The sequence below is a fragment of the Vibrio wakamikoensis genome (assembly GCF_050337275.1).
Classification (GTDB): Bacteria; Pseudomonadota; Gammaproteobacteria; order Enterobacterales; family Vibrionaceae; genus Vibrio; species Vibrio chaetopteri.
Genome location: NZ_JAKJST010000013.1, coordinates 269,100 through 283,985 on the forward strand (window position 1 = coordinate 269,100; position 14,886 = coordinate 283,985).

Annotated in this window: 12 protein-coding genes; 6 read left to right on the plus strand and 6 right to left on the minus strand. The window is 47.6% G+C overall.

Annotated elements, in window-relative coordinates; translation table 11 throughout:
- Positions 1-3: 3 nt before the first annotated feature.
- From L4C42_RS04390 to L4C42_RS04400, 3 genes are all read right to left on the minus strand, one after another.
- Complete coding sequence (locus L4C42_RS04390) at positions 4-975, minus strand: HlyD family secretion protein (RefSeq protein WP_429759496.1); 972 nt, start codon at positions 973-975, stop codon at positions 4-6.
- Positions 972-2,369: a TolC family protein gene (locus L4C42_RS04395; protein ID WP_418642278.1), complete on the minus strand. Its 1,398-nt coding sequence runs from the start codon at positions 2,367-2,369 to the stop codon at positions 972-974. The genes L4C42_RS04390 and L4C42_RS04395 overlap by 4 nt, the downstream gene beginning before the upstream one ends.
- A 254-nt stretch (positions 2,370-2,623) precedes the next feature.
- Positions 2,624-2,863: a cation transporter gene (locus L4C42_RS04400; RefSeq protein ID WP_429759498.1), complete on the minus strand. Its 240-nt coding sequence runs from the start codon at positions 2,861-2,863 to the stop codon at positions 2,624-2,626.
- A gap of 383 nt (positions 2,864-3,246) precedes the next feature.
- On the opposite strand from L4C42_RS04400, the gene L4C42_RS04405 reads away from it, so the two are divergent.
- Both L4C42_RS04405 and L4C42_RS04410 read left to right on the plus strand, forming a co-directional pair.
- Positions 3,247-4,866: an ATP-binding protein gene (locus L4C42_RS04405; protein ID WP_353496273.1), complete on the plus strand. Its 1,620-nt coding sequence runs from the start codon at positions 3,247-3,249 to the stop codon at positions 4,864-4,866.
- Positions 4,863-5,549 carry a DUF977 family protein gene (locus L4C42_RS04410; RefSeq protein WP_429759500.1) on the plus strand — a complete coding sequence of 229 codons (687 nt, stop codon included), beginning with the start codon at positions 4,863-4,865 and terminating at the stop codon, positions 5,547-5,549. The genes L4C42_RS04405 and L4C42_RS04410 overlap by 4 nt, the downstream gene beginning before the upstream one ends.
- Before the next feature lie 231 nt (positions 5,550-5,780).
- Here the strand turns inward: L4C42_RS04410 and L4C42_RS04415 are convergent, their stop codons facing one another.
- The 3 genes from L4C42_RS04415 to L4C42_RS04425 all read right to left on the minus strand — a co-directional run bounded on the left by L4C42_RS04415 (position 5,781) and on the right by L4C42_RS04425 (position 9,047).
- Complete coding sequence (locus L4C42_RS04415) at positions 5,781-7,307, minus strand: tripartite tricarboxylate transporter permease (RefSeq protein ID WP_353496271.1); 1,527 nt, start codon at positions 7,305-7,307, stop codon at positions 5,781-5,783.
- A gap of 9 nt (positions 7,308-7,316) precedes the next feature.
- On the minus strand, positions 7,317-7,814 hold the full coding sequence (locus L4C42_RS04420) for a tripartite tricarboxylate transporter TctB family protein (RefSeq protein ID WP_353496270.1): 498 nt from the start codon (positions 7,812-7,814) through the stop codon (positions 7,317-7,319).
- 258 nt (positions 7,815-8,072) lie between these two features.
- On the minus strand, positions 8,073-9,047 hold the full coding sequence (locus L4C42_RS04425) for a tripartite tricarboxylate transporter substrate binding protein (protein WP_353496269.1): 975 nt from the start codon (positions 9,045-9,047) through the stop codon (positions 8,073-8,075).
- Positions 9,048-9,342: 295 nt separating this feature from the next.
- Between L4C42_RS04425 and L4C42_RS04430 the strand changes: the two genes are divergently transcribed.
- The 4 genes from L4C42_RS04430 to acnD all read left to right on the plus strand — a co-directional run bounded on the left by L4C42_RS04430 (position 9,343) and on the right by acnD (position 14,878).
- Positions 9,343-10,035 carry a GntR family transcriptional regulator gene (locus L4C42_RS04430; protein WP_353496268.1) on the plus strand — a complete coding sequence of 231 codons (693 nt, stop codon included), beginning with the start codon at positions 9,343-9,345 and terminating at the stop codon, positions 10,033-10,035.
- 67 nt (positions 10,036-10,102) lie between these two features.
- On the plus strand, positions 10,103-11,020 hold the full coding sequence (prpB, locus tag L4C42_RS04435) for a methylisocitrate lyase (RefSeq protein ID WP_353496267.1): 918 nt from the start codon (positions 10,103-10,105) through the stop codon (positions 11,018-11,020).
- Between the two features lie 112 nt (positions 11,021-11,132).
- Entirely contained in the window at positions 11,133-12,263 is a 1,131-nt protein-coding gene (prpC, locus tag L4C42_RS04440) for a bifunctional 2-methylcitrate synthase/citrate synthase (protein ID WP_429759503.1), read from the plus strand.
- A gap of 20 nt (positions 12,264-12,283) precedes the next feature.
- Positions 12,284-14,878: a Fe/S-dependent 2-methylisocitrate dehydratase AcnD gene (gene acnD / locus L4C42_RS04445; RefSeq protein ID WP_353496265.1), complete on the plus strand. Its 2,595-nt coding sequence runs from the start codon at positions 12,284-12,286 to the stop codon at positions 14,876-14,878.
- The last annotated feature ends 8 nt before the right edge of the window (positions 14,879-14,886 follow it).

Consider the following 14,886-nt stretch of genomic DNA (forward strand, 5'->3'; position numbering starts at 1 on the left):
TTCCTATAGTTCCACAACCAAGCTCATACCCATTCGAAGCGGAGCCTCATCCACCGGACGAGCTTCTACTTCAAACGTACGAAGGTCAAACCCTTGCGTGGCATCGGTAGAACGCCAAGTTGCAAAATCGCCCATCACTGCCACATGAGTGACTTTAAAAGTGATTGTATCGTCTAAAGCAGGGACGTAAGCGTCAAACTCGCTGCCTTTTTCAAACTGGCGCAGCGCATCTTCACGAACATTGAGCACAGCCCAAGTATCTTTGGTATCAATAACAGTCACTACAGGGAAACCTTGCGGGGCAAGCTCACCACTATGTAGGAGCACTTGCGAAACTTCACCGTCAAACCACGAGTGGATTTTAGTATCGGCAGCATACGCTTCCACTTCCGCAACTGCGCCAGCCGCCATACGTGCTTTTTCTGCCGCTGCAAGTTTGGTTTCGTCTCGTGCGCCTTCTTTGGTCATTTGGAACATTTGAAACGCTGCGCTTTCAGTGTATTTCGCTGCTTGCCATTGGGTTAGCGCTTCATCACGCTTTTGCTCGGCCACAACGCCATCTTTATAGAGGTTGTTAACACGAAGGTAGGTCTTTTCCATTAGCGAAGCAGCGGCCTTCGCTTTACGCCATTGGTCTTCTGCGGCTTTAATTTGTTGTTGTCTCGCGCCAATTTCTGCTTCTTTTGCGAGAGCACCAGCGGCTTTTTCGCCTGCAACCGCTTGTTCCAGCTTAGCTTCAATTTCCGGGCTGTGGATAGTGAAGATGAGCTGACCTTCAGTGACATCGTCACCTTTTCGGACGAGTACGTCATCGATACGACCAGGTACTTTTGATGAAATGCTGTATTGCTGTGACTCTATTTGGCCTTGAATATGCATTGCCGGGGCTTGGTAAGCATCGAAAAACTTATAGCCAACCCAACCAATAACGGCAACGGTGCCTAGTGTAACTAAAGTGGGTTTTACCTTGTTCATGATGCATCCTCAGATCGTAATTGGGCAGGGGTGATAGCGTTGTATTTGTAGCTGGAGAAATTGTTCATCTCGCTAGAAAGCGCGAGCAGTTTGTTTAAAGACAGCAGATATTGAAAACTCGCTGCGTCTTGTTGAGTTTTGATACTGGCCAAGTAGAGCTCTGCATCAACCACATCGAGAGAGCGGCCTAGCCCTTGAGAGAAGGCTTTTTGACGCAGCTTCAGATTTTCTTGCGCCAGTTTGATGCTGGAATTTAGCCCTTGAACTTCATCAAGGGCTTGCTGTGCTTCAAGATAGGTTTTTTCAACCAACACGCTCAAATCTTGGCGAGCTTGCTTACGCAAAAACTGTACTTGAGAGACGGCGCTACCGGCTGCTTTCATTTGCTCGCTACGGCCAGAGTTTTCCAGTAGTGGCACGCTGACGCCAATGCCAACCAGCCAATCAGGTTTAAGCTGACTAGTTAAAGAGTCACCGTGATAGAGACTGTAGTCACCGTACGCATAGACTTCTGGGTAGTATTTACCTTTTTCAGCTTTGATTAAGCTGCTGGCTTGCTTCTCTTTGGCATCGAGAATCGCAAGGCCAGGGTAGGTATCAAGTGTTTGGTCGATAAAAGCATCCAGCGGTGGCAAAGTTCGGTTAATGAAAAGTTCATCACGTGGTTCGACTTTCTCGATTTGCCCAAGTACTTGAGTCAATGCCGCTTGAGCAATGTTTAGACTATGTTCGGCTTTTTTACGCTCAACGACCGCTTTATCCAATGAAGCTTCTGCTTGGAGGCGCTCCACTCGGGCGATTTGTCCTTGTTCTTCCATCTTTAGGGCAAAGTCGCGATGCTTAGTCAGCCCTTTTTCAACCGCCACACGTGTATCGACGACGTTTTTGGCCAAAATGACACTGAAATAGTATTTACTGAGATCTTCATATCGCGCTTGGACTTCCATCGCGAGCTGGCTCTGTGCTTCTTCTTGTTTACCTTCAGCCGCAGTTTGTGCAGCCGTAATACGACCACCGGTGAAGATAGGCCAGACAGCACGAATAGAGGAACTGAAAATGTCTTTGTGCTCTAGGGTAGAAGTCACGCCACCAAGCAAATTACCAAGAGCCTGCCCCAAACCAGGGATGGGAATATTAGGTACGCCACTCAAACTGTCTGCGAACTGTTGGCCGCTCAGCGTGACGTCTTGGTCAAGGCGCGTATAGTTTGCTCCCACCGTTACTTTAGGGAGGTTGAGACTGCTTGAAGCGTCTTTTAAATGGCCATATCGCTCAACATTAGCACGTTGAGCCGCTAGGGAGTTGTTGTTCTGCTGAAGCAATTGCCATGCTTCATCAAAAGAGACCTCTGCGGCTACGGTACTAAATGAAAGTGATCCTAGTAAAACGCCCATGACCAATGGCAGGGACTTGATCTTCATGAATGCTCCAAACAGGTGTTTATAAAATCTTTCTAGAGTATATGCTCTAATAAAATGGTGTGCAATAACTTAACTATAGATGCTTTGGCGAAAACTACGCATCTATGTGTTTGTTTTTCAGTATTTATTAATGTGTGTTGAAGGGGCGAAAAAAAAGCAACATCTGGGGAGATGTTGCTTTTTACCTAGCTATTGTTGTTAGTTACCGTTAGATGCTCGTTACTACACTAGTCATGAGAAGGGCAAAGATAGCCCGCTCGCCACAACAAGTGTTTTGATTGTTTCAGCACCTTAAGTACTTCGTTGCCTGACATTTGAGGCGATGAGAACGAGACGACAACGTCTTGCTCCAAATCGTCTTCCAAAGAGGTGGCAGTGTGATAAGCCCTTACGTGAGTAAAGGTGGCTCGTCGGTGTTGCGACAGCAAAGCCTTATCAAGGCAAATTCCAAAACAGTCACGTTCCATAATAATTCCCTTATCAGATACCTAATATTGCTATTAGTTACGGGTACTACTGCTTCATTGCTTATTGTTTTTGTTGTTGCGCCAACCAGTATGATTAGAGTCTTGGGCATAAATACATGCTTGTTCTTCTGCTTTGTACTGAGGCACCTTTCATACTATACGAAAGAGGTAGTCAAGAGTTCTAAATTTAACCTAAAAACGGTGTGATCTTAGTCAGGTTACAGAATGAACACGATTGCAACATCACGAGTGTGTAAACTGATGTAAAAATAGACAACACAATGATAACCATGTCAAAACAGTTGGGCAGTTCACAGTTCGCTCTCGGTATGGATGCTGGCATATTGCAATACTGTTACATTGCCGTTTGGGGGAGTGTGTAAATGAAATGGAACCAGATAAGTTTTCGATACCGAATGCTGATCATCATGACAGTGTCGGGATTGTTGCAGTTGCTTGTCTTAACGCTCGCAGGCTTTAGCTATATTAAACAATCTCAAGAGCAGGAAGTGGGCTTGAAGGCCAAAGGCGTGGCGACATTTCTTGCTCAGTCTTCTGCTGTTATCCACATGATTGAGTACGACACGGCTTCGCTTATGCAAGATCGCTATCGTGGCCTCACTGAGATGATCGGCGCGGCGTTTATTGTGATTGGTGACAAGCAAGGCATCCGTTTAATACACCCAGTGGATGAGCGTATTGGCCTGCCTATGAAAGGGGGCGACAACGACCAGGCTCTGGTTCACGGTCAGTCGTATGTGTCCTTTGCAGAAGGCTCGCTAGGTAAATCCGTTCGCGGCAAAGCGGCTGTATTTGATCAAGACGGTAACATTATTGGTGTAGTTTCTGTCGGTTATTTGTTAGATAGACTGCAAGATCGCATTGAGCCTTACTTGCTGTTCTTATTAGGAATGGCGGTATTAGTGCTCATAGCCAATGCGATTGTTTCGTACTTCATTTCCAGACGTTTTCAAAAAGCTATTCTCGGCTTTGAACCGGAAGAGATAGGCCGCTTATATGGTGAACTCGATGTGACCATGAGTACCATTAAAGAAGGGGTCATCAGTATCGATACTAATGGGGTGCTGCGTTCCATCAATACCAGTGCTTGTGACATCTTAGGGTTGGATAAAGGGAAGGTGCTTAACCAACCGCTGAGTAAAGCGCTACCTAATTCCGATCTCCAGTCGTTGATTGATAATCAAGAGGCGGATCACGACATAGAACTCTATCTCAATCAACAGCGTATCGTTGCAAATAGAAGCCCAATTGTTGTTGAGAATAAGGTGGTTGGCGCCGTTTCAAGTTTCCGTCGCAGGGATGAAATTAGTGAGCTGACTGACCAACTGTCGCAAACCAAAGCTTATGCAGAGATGCTGCGCTCACAAACTCATGAACATCGCAACAAACTCAATACGATTAGTGGTTTGGTGCAAATGGGTGAAGTGGATGCAGTACAAAACCTAATTGGACAAGAAACTGCGCACTATCAATCCCTAATAGAATTTTTAAGAGAGACAGTCAAAGACCCTCTGATAGCAGGAATGTTATTGGGCAAAACCGAGCGAGCTCGTGAGTTAGGTTTGACGTTGACTGTTGATGAAGAATCTCGATTGGAACCTTTGGCTGACAGCATCAATGCTGACGACCTGGTGACCATATTGGGTAACTTGATCGACAACGCGTTTGAGGCAAGCTTATCTGCTATCAAGCAAACCCCGAATCAGCGAGCAGAGCGCTCAAAAGTCGACGTATCGGTCAGTGATTTTGGTAACGAAGTCATCCTAGAGGTTACCGATAGTGGCTGTGGGCTGCCACAGCACCTTGATGTTGATGCCTTAACCACCCGCGGAGTTTCAAGTAAATCAGCCCAAAATCGAGGTGTGGGTTTGTTTTTGGTCAAACAGCTGACGGAGCGTTATCAAGGGCAGTTAGAGATGGTAGACAACAACACCATGGGAACCCGTGTTACCGTATACATTCCGAAGGATGGACTAGTATGAATGACTTTACTCGAGTCATGATAATAGAAGACGATCTCAAGATCGCAGAGCTACATCGTCGCTATTTAGAGCAGATTGGCGGTTTCGAGGTCGTAGGTATTGCTACCTCAAAACTAGAAGCAGAGATGCAGCTTGAAGTATTGGAACCTGACTTGGTGATGCTGGATGTATATTTACCAGATGGCACCGGGATTGAAATACTTGGTCATATTCGCAGTCTTAACCAAGAGTGCGATGTGATTTTGATTACCGCTGCGCGAGATGTCGAGACCTTGCAGCATGCGATGCGCGGTGGTGTGATCGACTATCTACTAAAGCCGGTCATGTTCCCAAGGTTGGAGGCGGCGCTTAAAAAGTATCAAAAACGTACAGAGCAGCTTCATCATGCTGACGATCTTAATCAATCCCTCGTTGATGAAATGATGCAGCAGAACAATAGTGCGGAGAGCAATTCTGAAGTACGCCTGCCGAAAGGGGTTGATGGTGTTACCTTGGAGAAAATTCGCGGCCTGTTTAAACAAGATAGCCGTTTTACTGCGGATGAGGCAGGGGATAGCATTGGTGCGAGTCGAACGACGGCAAGGCGGTATTTGGAGTTTTTGGTTGGTACTGGAGAGCTTGAGGCTGATGTGAGTTATGGGTCGGTGGGTAGGCCGGAGCGTTGTTATCGGAGGCATTGTTAGTAATAGGCTCGCTATGCATCGGTAATATAATCTCAGGCGAAGCGGCGATAGACGCTAGCCTGTAGTTCTCCCCCTTTATAAGGGGGAGTTAGAGGGGGTGCTCTTGACTCTTTACTAGTAACTTAAAAAGGCTATAGAGCAAAAGAGCACCCCTCCCAGCCTCCCCTTATAAAGGGGAGGAGCTAAGGGCTTGCTACGCATCGCTTATGTTTCCATTGGCGAAGCGTACTATTAAGACTCAACCTTCTTCGGCTGATGGAACCACTTCTTCATCAACGAGAAAATGGACGGCCCGATTAACACCAGCACAGCCAACACAGTAAAGGTAAGCGTAATAGGGCGCTCCCATAAGAAGCTTAGTTCACCATCACTAATCATAAGCGCACGTCGAAGGTTCTCTTCCATCAAGCCACCAAGTATAAAGCCGAGTAGTAGCGGGGCAAGCGGGAAGTTAGCCAGTCTTAGTGCTATCGCACCCATTGCAATCAACAGCATGATAAAGACATCCATAGTGTTGAATGAAACGAGATAAACACCAGTGATAGAGAAGAATAAAATCATTGGAAGCAGCACGGTTCTTGGAACCGCTAACAGCTTAGAGATATAAGGAATCAAAGGTAGATTCAAAATCACTAGCACAATGTTACCAAAGTACATCGAAATGATGACTGACCAGAAGACATCGGGGTGTTCTACAAACAATCGTGGGCCAGGTTGAATACCATAAGCGATCAGTGCACCCAGCATAATTGCGGTTGTACCTGAACCCGGAATACCGAGTGTTAGCAGTGGAACGAATGAGCCACTAGACGCAGCATTGTTGGCCGATTCGGGAGCGACTAAGCCGCGAATACTGCCTTTACCAAACTCTTCACGTTTCTCTTTTGGCGCAAGGTTACGCTCCATACCGTATGAGAGAAACGCAGCGATTGTTGCACCAGCACCCGGAAGGACGCCTGTAAAGAAGCCAAGAATAGATGAGCGAATAGAAACAGGCGCGACTTCTTTGACCTCTTCTTTGGTAATTTTCATGCTACCGATGTCACTGAGCTTATTCTGTTCATCTTGGCGTGTATCTTGTTCTGGCTTTAGGATACCCATCAAGGTTTCGCCAAGCGCAAATGTCGCCATTGCGAGCAACAGGAAGCTAAAACCATCCATAAGATCAGTCAGACCAAAGGTAAAACGCTCAACGCCAACGCCTTTGTCGATCCCCACTGTAGACAGCATCAGTCCGAGTACCACCATCATCCAAGCTTTCAGCACTTGGCCTTTGCCAGCGAACGCTGCAACGGCAGATAGACCAAGCAGCATCAGTGCAAAATAGTCGGAAGACTGAAAACTCAGAGAGACTTTTGCCAATGCTGGAGCAGCAAACAGCAACATAATGGCGGATAATGTACCACCCGTGAATGAGGAGTAAGCAGCAAGCGCCAATGCTTTACCCGCTTGACCTTTTTGCGCCATAGGATAGCCATCGAAAGCAGTGACCACTGTCGACGAACAGCCAGGGGCATTAATCAAAATGGAGGAGGTTGAACCGCCAAAAACGGCGCCATAATACACGCCTGCCATGAGAATGAGTCCCGATGAAGGGTCAAGTCCGTATGTGATAGGGATCATCAGCGCGATAGCTGAAATCGGGCCGAGTCCTGGGAGCATGCCGATAAAGGTACCGACAAAACAGCCAACGATCACCATCATGATGTTCATTGGCATCACGGCCGTGGAAAGGCCTTGTAAAATTCCGTCTAACATAATGGTGTCCTACCAGATCGTAAAGATGAGCCCGGGCTCAAGGTAGATTTCCAAACCTTGAGTGAGTAATAGATAAAATGCGATAACAAAAGGGAATGAAGCGCCAAACAATACTGCTTTGCGACGCTCGCCCAACAGATAGAACCCTGCCAAAAGGAAGAAGCTTGTCGCGAGTACAAATCCCAGATAGGTTAATCCCAACCCGTATCCAGCCATCAAGACTAAAAAGCCAATGAGTAGTTTCCAGTTGAAGCGTTGCTCGTCAGCATTTTTTTTGTCTGGCTGGCCGGTAATCAGCAGTAAAATAGAGAGGCCAACGCCGACAAACGTTAAGATAGTAGGCAAGGTACGTGCGGTGAAGGGTTCGTATTCGTCACCTGGAAACATTGGGATCAGCGATGTTTGGTAGCCGTAGCACAAACACAGGATCAAAAATATCATTGCACCTACACGATCACGAGACAGCAAGTTCTCTTTCGTGAACAGCTTAGAGGTGAAATTGGACATAACTCACTCCAAATAGTGAATAAAGAAAAGACCGTATATAAGGGTCGATGAGCGGCGACCAAGTGGGCAAATTGCCTCAGGACAAAGAGCGTTTACCCGAATAAATCTTTCCCCAGGAGATTAAGGGGTCAGTACTACTAACGTGAACAATCCAGAATTGAAGGAGTCGAGATTGTCGCTTATATACGGCGAAAATTGGTGTACGTTGAATATACGTAACGTATTTGAATCGAGGAGGGGCGAACCCCTCCGTTACTGTTAGTTATTAAGGAAACCAAGCTCAGTCATGAGCGCACCCATTTGCTTCTCTTGGTCTTCTAGGAATTTGTAGAAGTCTTGATCAGGTTTGTAGTTGTCAATCCAACCATTGCGGTCACGTACTACTGCCCACTCATCGGTGCTGTACATTTTGGTCAGCGCAGCGTTCCACTCTTTGACTTTTTCTTCACTTGCGCCAGGTGCGGCGAAGAAACCACGCCAGTTAGCAAATACGGTTTCGTTACCATATTCCGTTAGCGTTGGAATGTGTGGAGCGGCTTCAAGGCGTTTGGGAGCAGTAACGGCAAGTACCTTTACTTGTCCAGACTTAGACATCTCAAGCACTTCACCAAGACCGGTCGACAACAACTGTGTTTCACCAGAAAGTAGCGCAGCCATGGCTTTGCCACCTGCATCATAAGCGATGTAACGAACTTTCTTAGCATCAAAACCTTCGCCTTTAAACGCAGCAGCGACAACTAAGTGATCCATACTACCTCGTGCCGAGCCACCAGCGATTTTGACTTTACGTGGGTTTTCTTTGAAGTCAGCGACCACATCTTCCCACGTGTTATAGGGAGAATCCGCATGCGCGACAATCGCACCGTAGTCAGCAATAGTCGCAGCAACAGGTGTTAGATCGCGGAAAGACTGTGGGAATACACCAGTGAGTGAGCGAACCACAATCGGGGTGGAATTAACCATCAAGGTATCTTCTTGACGCTCTGCAGTTTCAATTAAGTGAGCAATGGCTTTGCCGCCGCCACCACCGGATAAGTTTTGGAAAGAGACATTGTCGACAATCTCTGCTTTCACTAACACATCACCCGTGCCACGTGCGGTCATATCCCAACCACCACCAGCGCCGCCAGGGATCAAGAAGTGAATCTTATCCAGATCCGCAGCATAGCTGCCAAAAGAGAGAGTAGCAGCGACGATAGACGCCGCGAGGGTAGGTTTCAATGCGTTAAACATGTTCACGTTCCTTATGTTGACTTTATTGTCTGCCAGCTTGGAGGGATCTGGCGTGACCTCTTTGGGTTAGTCGAAAGGTTACGTAATTGTTAATGACTCTTCAATAAAGCGTCGATATTGAGGATAAAGTGCATTAGCTCAATTTTGTTCATAAAGTTCACAGCTTGACGTTAACGTTAGACATTAGTCTACATTGTCGACAATATGATTGATATTTAGACGCTGAGTTGCTTAAATAGTCATCAGTTACTATTTATTGTCAACAATATTGTTGAGCGAGTGGGTAAGTGTAGAGATGAGTGTAGAGTTTGCGATCGGTGATGTGGCCGCTTCTAAAGAGGCAACGAAATCCGAAAATTTAACAGAGCAACTAATAGAGGAAATCGTCGAAGGGCGAATTGAGTCTGGCAGTAAGATCTCTGAGCCAGAGCTTGCTAAGCGATTTGAGGTCAGCCGAGGCCCGCTTAGAGAAGCGATCATGAGACTCGAAGGGTTGGGGCTGATTGAGCGAATCCCTCATGTAGGAGCGCGAGTTATCACACTGAGTCAGCAAAAACTCGTTGAGCTGTATTCGGTTCGAGAAGCGTTGGAAGGTATGGCGGCTCGCCTAGCAGCTGCACATATTAGTGATGAAGAACTAGCGGAGCTAGAAGGCTTATTGGCTCGCCACTCCGAGCATATTGATGAAGTCGCTGGCGCCTCTTACTTTCATCAGCACGGTGATTTTGACTTTCATTATCGAATTATTAAAGCGAGTCAAAATAGCCAACTGGTTCATTTGCTTTGCAATGAACTTTACCACTTGCTACGCATGTACCGTTATCAGTCGCCACGAACCCAATCAAGACCAGAGGCTGCGCTGAAAGAACACTTATTTATCTTGGATGCGATTAAAAATCGTGACCAGGAATTGGCCGAGCTATTGATGAGAAGACACATTTCAAGAAGCAAAGCCCTGATAGAACAAAATCTTAATTCAATGACGTGAATATCGATGTGCCTGAGTTTCATAGCAAGCCATGAGCACACAAAAACAAACGGACAAGGAGACACGTATGTCATCTTCACCAGTTCAACTATTATCCCCAGGGCAACGATTTCGTGACGCGGTCACTAATGGCAGTCCGCTTCAAGTTGTGGGCACGGTTAATCCGTACTGCGCGATGATGGCGAAGAATGTCGGCCATCAAGCTATCTATCTTTCTGGTGGCGGCATTGCCAACGCATCTTACGGTCTACCAGATCTTGGCATTACAACGCTCAACGATGTGTTAGTGGATGTAGAGAGGATTACTAACGCTTGTGATTTGCCATTGCTGGTGGATATTGACACAGGCTTTGGCGGTGCTTTCAACATTGCACGCACTATCAAAGCGATGGAAAAAGCAGGTGCTGCCGCTGTTCATATTGAAGACCAAGTAGCTCAAAAACGCTGCGGCCACAGACCCAATAAAGCGATTGTTACTCAACAAGAGATGGTTGATCGCGTAAAAGCCGCTGTAGATGCCAAAACCGATCCAAGCTTTGTCATCATGGCGCGTACGGATGCACTTGCCGTAGAGGGGATGGATAACGCCATTGAGCGCGCTATTGCGTGTGTGGAAGCGGGTGCAGATATGATCTTCCCTGAAGCGATGACTTCGCTAGACCACTACAAACAGTTCAAATCAGCACTTTCAAGCGCGACGGGCAAAGATGTACCTATTCTTGCCAACATCACTGAGTTTGGGCAGACGCCATTATTTGGTTGCGAAGAACTCGCCCGTGTCGGTGTGGATATGGTTCTCTACCCATTATCAGCCTTTAGAGCGATGAACAAAGCTGCAGAGAACGTTTACCAGCACTTGCTCACCGAGGGCAATCAAGAAGCGTTGACATCGCAAATGCAAACCCGCGCAGAGCTCTATGAGCATCTGAATTATCACAGTTACGAAGACAAATTGGATCAGCTGTTTGCTGACAACAAATCTTGATTTGTCCGTTAAAAATCGAAACGCCAAAAATTAGAAAGACACATTTAATCCAATAACGAAACGCCGCTATAAAAGACCCAGAAAGGGCGACATGCGGGAAAAGGAGTTCAATATGCCAAATTCAGCCATTGGTGGAGCAGGTCTACGAGGCCAAAGTGCAGGTACCACATCGCTATGTACTGTAGGTCAATCTGGAACCGGGTTAACCTATCGAGGTTATGACATTACCGATCTGGCAAACAATGCCCAGTTCGAAGAAGTCGCGCATTTGCTGCTGCGTGGACATCTACCCAATCAAAAGGAGTTGGATGATTACAAAACAATCCTTGTCGGGCTTCGCGGTCTGCCTGAGGCGCTGAAACAAGCGCTTGAGTTAATCCCAGCCGATGCGCATCCAATGGATGTGATGCGAACTGGCTGTTCGGTATTGGGTAATCTTGAACAAGAGCTGGACTTTTCCCAGCAACAACAAGCGACAGAGCGAATGCTTGCGTTGTTTCCGGCGATCATCTGTTATTGGTATCGATTTAGTCATGATGGCGTGCGCATCGATACCGAAGATCAAAGTGAAGATTGCATCGGTGGCTACTTTTTGAAAATGCTTACCGATAAAGCACCATCTGCACTTCACAAGCAAGTCATGCATTGCTCACTCATTCTTTACGCCGAGCATGAGTTTAATGCCTCTACCTTTGCAGCGCGAGTCTGCGCTTCCACACTATCCGACATTCATTCGTGTATCACTGCCGCTATCGGTACGCTTCGAGGACCACTTCACGGTGGTGCTAACGAAGCAGCAATGGACATGATCCAAGATTGGAGAACTGCCGATGAAGCAGAGGCGAACATCATGCAGATGCTTGCGAATAAAGACAAAATCATGGGCTTTGGTCATGCCATCTATAGGGAAAGCGATCCGCGTAACGCGCTGATTAAGCGCTGGTCAAAAGAGCTGTCTGAGACGGTCGGTGATACTTACCTCTATGACGTTTCTGTGCGTGTTGAATCGGTAATGAAGCGTGAAAAGGGGCTGTTCTGTAATGCGGACTTCTTCCACGCCTCTGCTTATCACTTCATGGATATCCCAACTAAGCTATTTACCCCCATTTTTGTAATGAGCCGTTTAACAGGCTGGGCTGCACACGTTTATGAGCAGCGTGCTAACAACCGCATCATTCGCCCTAGTGCTGATTATGATGGTTCTGAGGCTAGAGAGTGGACGCCGATCGAAGCGCGTGATTAGTGCTAGGGAAGGATGTGAATATGTCGAATAACACTATGAATTATCAATATCGCAAACCGCTTCTTGGCACTCAGCTTGATTACTTTGATGCGCAAGCGGCCGTTAATGATATTGAGCCAGGCGCTTTTGAGCGCTTGCCTTACACGGCGAAAGTACTGGCTGAGAACTTAGTGCACCGCTGCGAGCCGTCTGAGCTAGAAGCGTGCTTGTCTCAGCTGATTTATCGAAAACGTGATAAAGATTTCCCTTGGTACCCAGCGCGCGTGGTATGCCACGATATTTTGGGACAGACCGCATTGGTAGACTTAGCGGGTCTACGTGATGCTATCGCACTGCAAGGGGGCGATCCGGCTGCGGTAAACCCAGTGGTAGAGACTCAGCTAATTGTTGATCACTCCCTCGCTGTTGAGCATGCTGGCTTTGACCCGGATGCTTTTGAAAAAAACCGCGCCGTTGAAGAGCGCCGTAATGAAGACCGTTTCCACTTTATTGAGTGGTGTAAAACCGCGTTCGAGAATGTCAGTGTGGTGCCGGCTGGTAACGGCATTATGCACCAGATCAACCTTGAGAAATTATCCCCAGTGGTACAAGTGAAAAACGGCGTCGCGTTTCCTGATACCTGTGTCGGCACGGACAGCCATACGCCTCATGTAGATGCGCTAGGCGTGATAGCCATTGGTGTCGGTGGTCTTGAGGCAGAAACGGTCATGCTGGGTAGACCCTCAATGATGCGCTTACCGGATATTGTCGGTGTTAAGCTCACAGGAGAGCGTCAACCGGGTATTACCGCGACCGATATTGTGCTCGCATTAACCGAGTTTTTGCGCAGTCAAAAAGTGGTGTCTAGTTATCTGGAATTTTTTGGCGAGGGCACCAAACAGCTAACCATTGGTGACCGTGCAACAATCTCGAACATGACGCCTGAATACGGCGCATCGGCGGGTATGTTTTACATCGACGAGCAGACCATCAACTACCTAAAACTCACTGGCCGCGAGGATGTACAAGTTAGATTGGTGGAACAATACGCCAAACAAACCGGGCTTTGGGCTGATGAGTTGGTTAACGCAGAATACGAACGCGTGCTGGAGTTTGATTTATCAAGCGTTGAGCGCACCTTGGCCGGGCCGTCTAACCCTCATCGCCGATTACCCACCGCGCAGCTTAGCGAGCAGGGCATTGCTGGTACGTGGGAGCAAAAATCTGACACCATGCCGGATGGCGCAGTAATCATTGCCGCTATCACATCCTGTACCAATACCAGTAACCCGCGAAATGTGGTAGCTGCTGGATTGATTGCCAAAAAAGCTAACGAGTTAGGTTTGGTGCGCAAGCCTTGGGTGAAATCCTCGTTTGCGCCGGGTTCTAAGGTTGCCAAGCTCTACTTGCAAGAGTCGGGATTGCTGCCAGAACTCGAGAAGCTTGGCTTTGGCATTGTTGCGTACGCGTGCACGACCTGTAACGGCATGAGTGGTGCGCTTGACCCTGAGATCCAAAAAGAAATCATCGACAACGACTTGTATACAACCGCAGTGTTATCAGGCAACCGTAACTTTGACGGACGTATTCACCCTTATGCGAAGCAAGCATTTCTAGCATCACCACCTCTAGTGGTTGCTTATGCGATAGCGGGAACGATTCGTTTTGATATCGAGCGAGATTCGCTGGGTGTTGATGCCGAAGGCAAGCCTATCTACCTCAATGATATCTGGCCAAGCGATGAAGAAATCGATGCGGTCGTTAATGCGCACGTTAAGCCAGAACAGTTCAATCAAGTCTACCTGCAAATGTTCAAGCTAAACGATGAAGCAGTAAGCTCCAGTCCACTCTATGATTGGCGTGAGATGAGCACCTACATTCGCAGACCACCATATTGGGAAGGAGCGCTGGCTAAGCCTCGAACACTGAGCGGCATGAGACCGCTAGCCATTCTCGGAGATAACATTACCACTGACCATTTGTCGCCATCTAACGCTATCTTAGCGTCCAGTGCCGCAGGGGAGTACCTCACTAGCATGGGCGTACCCGAGGAAGACTACAACTCCTATGCGACCCATCGCGGGGATCACTTAACTGCTCAGCGAGCAACCTTTGCCAACCCCAAACTGTTCAATGAAATGGTCACGGAAAATGGCAATGTTGTTCAAGGCTCATTGGCTCGAATTGAACCAGAAGGCAAGGTCACGCGCATGTGGGAAGCGATTGAAACCTACATGCAGCGTCAGCAGCCTTTGATCATTGTCGCTGGTGCGGATTATGGACAAGGCTCTTCACGAGATTGGGCAGCTAAGGGGGTTCGCCTAGCGGGTGTCGAGGCAATCGTTGCCGAGGGATTCGAGCGAATACACAGGACGAATCTCGTTGGTATGGGTGTATTACCACTGCAATTCAAAGCCGGCACCGATAGAAACATCTTAGGTCTAGATGGCACTGAAACTTACGATGTCGTGGGCGATATTGCCCCCGGCTGTGATTTAGCCCTAGTGGTCACGCGCGCCAATGGTGAGAAGCTCGATATTGCGGTGACTTGCCGACTAGACACTGAAGACGAGGTTGCCGTTTATTCTTCTGGCGGTGTACTGCAGCGATTCGCACAAGACTTTCTCGCGAAATAGGGGGACGT

Bases quoted from the DNA above. Each gene is read 5' to 3' on its own strand.
- acnD (WP_353496265.1), top strand. From the start codon at position 12,284: ATGTCGAATAACACTATGAATTATCAATATCGCAAACCGCTTCTTGGC.
- L4C42_RS04390 (WP_429759496.1), bottom strand. From the start codon at position 975: ATGAACAAGGTAAAACCCACTTTAGTTACACTAGGCACCGTTGCCGTT.
- L4C42_RS04415 (WP_353496271.1), bottom strand. From the start codon at position 7,307: ATGTTAGACGGAATTTTACAAGGCCTTTCCACGGCCGTGATGCCAATG.
- L4C42_RS04425 (WP_353496269.1), bottom strand. From the start codon at position 9,047: ATGTTTAACGCATTGAAACCTACCCTCGCGGCGTCTATCGTCGCTGCT.
- L4C42_RS04410 (WP_429759500.1), top strand. From the start codon at position 4,863: ATGAATGACTTTACTCGAGTCATGATAATAGAAGACGATCTCAAGATC.
- L4C42_RS04430 (WP_353496268.1), top strand. From the start codon at position 9,343: ATGAGTGTAGAGTTTGCGATCGGTGATGTGGCCGCTTCTAAAGAGGCA.
- L4C42_RS04405 (WP_353496273.1), top strand. From the start codon at position 3,247: ATGAAATGGAACCAGATAAGTTTTCGATACCGAATGCTGATCATCATG.
- prpC (WP_429759503.1), top strand. From the start codon at position 11,133: ATGCCAAATTCAGCCATTGGTGGAGCAGGTCTACGAGGCCAAAGTGCA.
- L4C42_RS04420 (WP_353496270.1), bottom strand. From the start codon at position 7,814: ATGTCCAATTTCACCTCTAAGCTGTTCACGAAAGAGAACTTGCTGTCT.
- prpB (WP_353496267.1), top strand. From the start codon at position 10,103: ATGTCATCTTCACCAGTTCAACTATTATCCCCAGGGCAACGATTTCGT.
- L4C42_RS04395 (WP_418642278.1), bottom strand. From the start codon at position 2,369: ATGGGCGTTTTACTAGGATCACTTTCATTTAGTACCGTAGCCGCAGAG.
- L4C42_RS04400 (WP_429759498.1), bottom strand. From the start codon at position 2,863: ATGGAACGTGACTGTTTTGGAATTTGCCTTGATAAGGCTTTGCTGTCG.